Raw genomic sequence first — 3,299 nt, 5'->3', positions numbered from 1 at the left:
AGGCGGGATCGAGCCGGCGTTCCCGACATGGACGTCGCTCTGGAACCCGATCTCGACGAATGAGCGTGTACCAGGAGCCGTCGGCGTGCTACGAAGTAGCATGCCTGCCGCCCCACACGACGCCACCTCCTACGACGCCGTCATCGTCGGAGGCGGCCACAACGGCCTTGTCGCCGCCGCCTATCTCGCCCGCGCCGGACGCAGTGTCCTGGTGCTGGAGCGACTGGACCGAACGGGCGGCGCCGCTGTCTCCACCCGGCCCTTCGACGGGATCGACGCGCGTCTCTCGCGCTACTCCTACCTGGTGAGCCTGCTGCCGCAGCAGATCATCGACGATCTCGGACTGCGCTTCGCCGTGCGCAAGCGCGGTGTCTCCTCCTACACCCCCACCGTGCGCGACGGCCGGGCCACCGGTCTGTTCGTGGGCGGCGGTACCGCCCGTACCAGGGAATCCTTCGCCCGACTCACCGGAGGGGAGCGGGAGTTCGAAGCGTGGGAGAGCTTCTACGCGATGACCCAGCGGGTGGCGCGGCGCGTCTTCCCCACCCTGACCGAACCGCTGCCCACCCGCGCGGAGTTGCGGGAGCGCGTGGGCGAGGACGCCGCCTGGCAGGCGCTCTTCGAACGCCCGCTCGGCGAGACCATCGAGGAACGCTTCACGGACGACCTCGTCCGGGGCGTGGTGCTGACGGACGGACTCATCGGCACCTTCAGCCACGCCCACGACCCGTCGCTGCTGCAGAACCGGTGCTTCCTGTATCACGTCATCGGGGGCGGCACCGGCGACTGGGACGTGCCGGTCGGCGGCATGGGCGCGCTGACCGACGCCCTCGCCGACGCGGCCCGCGCCGCCGGCGCCCGCATCCGCACCGGACACGAGGTGTACGGCATCGACACCGACGGCGAGACCGCCGAGGTCCACTACCGCACCGCGGAGCGGGAGGGCACTGTGCCGGCCCGCCGGGTCCTGGTGAACGCCTCCCCCGAAACACTCGCCGGACTGCTCGGTGAGGAGCCCGCGCCCGGATCCGTACCCGCCGCGGGCTCGCAGCTGAAGGTCAACATGCTGCTGAACCGGCTGCCGCGGCTGAAGGACACCGCCGTCGACCCGCGGGAAGCCTTCGCCGGTACCTTCCATGTCGCCGAGGGGTACGAGCAGTTGGCGGACGCCCACCGCCAGGCCCAGGACGGCGCGATGCCCCGGGTCCCGCCCTCCGAGCTGTACTGCCACTCCCTCACCGACCCCTCCATCCTCGGCCCCGAACTCGCCCAGCGGGGCTGTCAGACGCTCACCCTCTTCGGACTGCTCACGCCCGCGGAGTCCTTCGCCGGCGGCACCCCCGGCAGCGGCGGCACCCCAGACACCGACGCGCAGCGCGACAGGGCGCTCGCCGACACCCTCGCCGAGTTCGACACCCACCTGGCCGAGCCGGTCGCCGACTGCCTGGCCCACGACGCCGAGGGCAGGCCCTGCATCGAGGCGAAGAGCCCACAGGACCTGGCGCGCGAACTGCGGCTGCCCGGCGGCCACATCTTCCACGGCGACCTGTCCTTCCCGTACGCCGGTGAACACACCGGACGTTGGGGTGTATCGACCGCCCACTCCAACGTGCTGCTCTGCGGCGCGGGAGCGGTGCGCGGCGGGGGAGTGAGCGGTATCGCCGGACACAACGCGGCCATGGCGGTGCTGGAGGCCGACGAGTAACGACGAGTAACAGGGCATGCCGCGCGGCGTCTTCCCCCCGGCCGCGCCGCACGCCATGATGACCCACCGACCGGTGCCCTCGCCCGTGGGCGCCGCAGGCATCATCGCTCCCAGGGAGGGATCCCATGGCCGGGCTCTGGAGTGCACAGGGCGTACTGCGCCGTAAGCCCATCGAGCACATCGAGGAGGCCGAAGGTGGTTCGGGTGAGCAGCTGACCCGCGTCCTGGGCCTGTGGCAGCTCACCGCCATCGGTGTCGGCGGCATCATCGGCGCGGGAATCTTCACCCTCGCGGGCACCGTCGCCAACGGCAAGGCCGGTCCCGCCGTGCTGGTCTCCTTCCTCATCGCCGGCATCGCCAGCGCCGCAGCGGCCCTCTCCTACGCCGAGTTCGCGGGCCTCATCCCGAAGGCGGGCTCCGCTTACACCTACGGCTACGCGGTCCTCGGTGAACTCGGCGGCTGGTTCATCGGCTGGGACCTGCTGCTGGAGTACACCGCGATCGTCGCCGTCGTCGCCATCGGCATCTCCGGGTATTTCTCCTTCCTGGTGGCGGAGGCGGGCGCTGAACTGCCCGCCTGGATGCTGGGCGCGCCGGGCACCGGCGAAGGCCACCGCGTGGACCTGTTCGCGGCGGTGCTGTGCCTGCTGATCGCCTATCTGCTCAACCGCGGCATCAAGAGCGCGGCCCGCTTCGAGACCGTCGTGGTCGTGCTGAAGGTGCTGGTCGTCCTGATCGTGATCGTGGTGGGCTTCTTCCACGTCCGGTCCGCCAACTACGAGCCCTTCTTCCCCTTCGGTGTCTCCGGCGCCTTCGCCGGCGCCGCCACGGTCTTCTTCGCCGTCTTCGGCTACGACGCGATGAGCACGGCGGCCGAGGAATCCAAGGACTCACAGCGCCACATGCCCAAGGCGATCATCTACTCGCTGGCGATCTCGATGGTGCTGTACGTGCTCGCCTGCCTCGTGCTGACGGGGATGCAGAACTTCACCGAGATCGACAAGGAGAGCGGCTTCTCCAGCGCCTTCAAGTCCGTTGGCCTGGCCGGCATCGCCGACATCATCGCGGTCGGCGCCATCATCGGCATCCTCACCGTGATGTTCACCTTCATGCTCGGCGTCACACGGGTCTGGTTCTCGATGAGCCGCGACGGCCTGCTGCCCAAGTGGTTCGCCAAGACCCACCCCACGCGCCACGTACCCACCCGCGTCACCTGGATCGTGGGCATCGCCTCCGCGGGGATCGCGGGCTTCCTGCCCATCGAGGAGGTGGCCGAACTCACCAACATCGGCATCCTCCTGGCCTTCGTCGTGGTCTGCGTCGCGGTGATCGTGCTGCGTTACCGGCGCCCGGATCTGCCTCGCACCTTCCGCACTCCCGGCATGCCGGTGGTTCCCGCCCTGGGCGTGATCTTCTCGCTCTGGCTGACCACTTTCCTGGCGTGGGAGACGTGGCTGCGCTTCGGGGTCTGGCTCATCATCGGTCTGGTCATCTACTTCGGTTACTCCTACCGGCGCTCCGAACTCGCCCAGCAGGAGCAGCCGCCGCAGAGCGGGGGCGACGTGAAGTAGCGTCGCCCGCATGAGTGAGGGAG

Annotated in this window: 2 protein-coding genes; both read left to right on the top strand. The window is 69.8% G+C overall.

Going from position 1 to position 3,299, the window contains the following annotated elements; translation table 11 throughout:
- Window positions 1–100 precede the first annotated feature (100 nt).
- Window positions 101–1,705 (top strand): phytoene desaturase family protein, encoded by a 1,605-nt coding sequence (locus tag ACRDP3_RS07960; RefSeq protein ID WP_431516140.1) that lies wholly within the window; start codon window positions 101–103, stop codon window positions 1,703–1,705.
- Window positions 1,706–1,830: 125 nt separating this feature from the next.
- Window positions 1,831–3,276, top strand: coding sequence for an amino acid permease (locus ACRDP3_RS07955; RefSeq protein ID WP_431516139.1), 1,446 nt, complete (start codon window positions 1,831–1,833; stop codon window positions 3,274–3,276).
- The last annotated feature ends 23 nt before the right edge of the window (window positions 3,277–3,299 follow it).

Source organism: Streptomyces sp. (assembly GCF_050698815.1).
In the GTDB taxonomy this organism is placed as follows: Bacteria; Actinomycetota; Actinomycetes; order Streptomycetales; family Streptomycetaceae; genus Streptomyces.
Note: the sequence above shows the minus strand (reverse complement) of the source record. Positions and strands in the feature narration are given on the sequence as shown.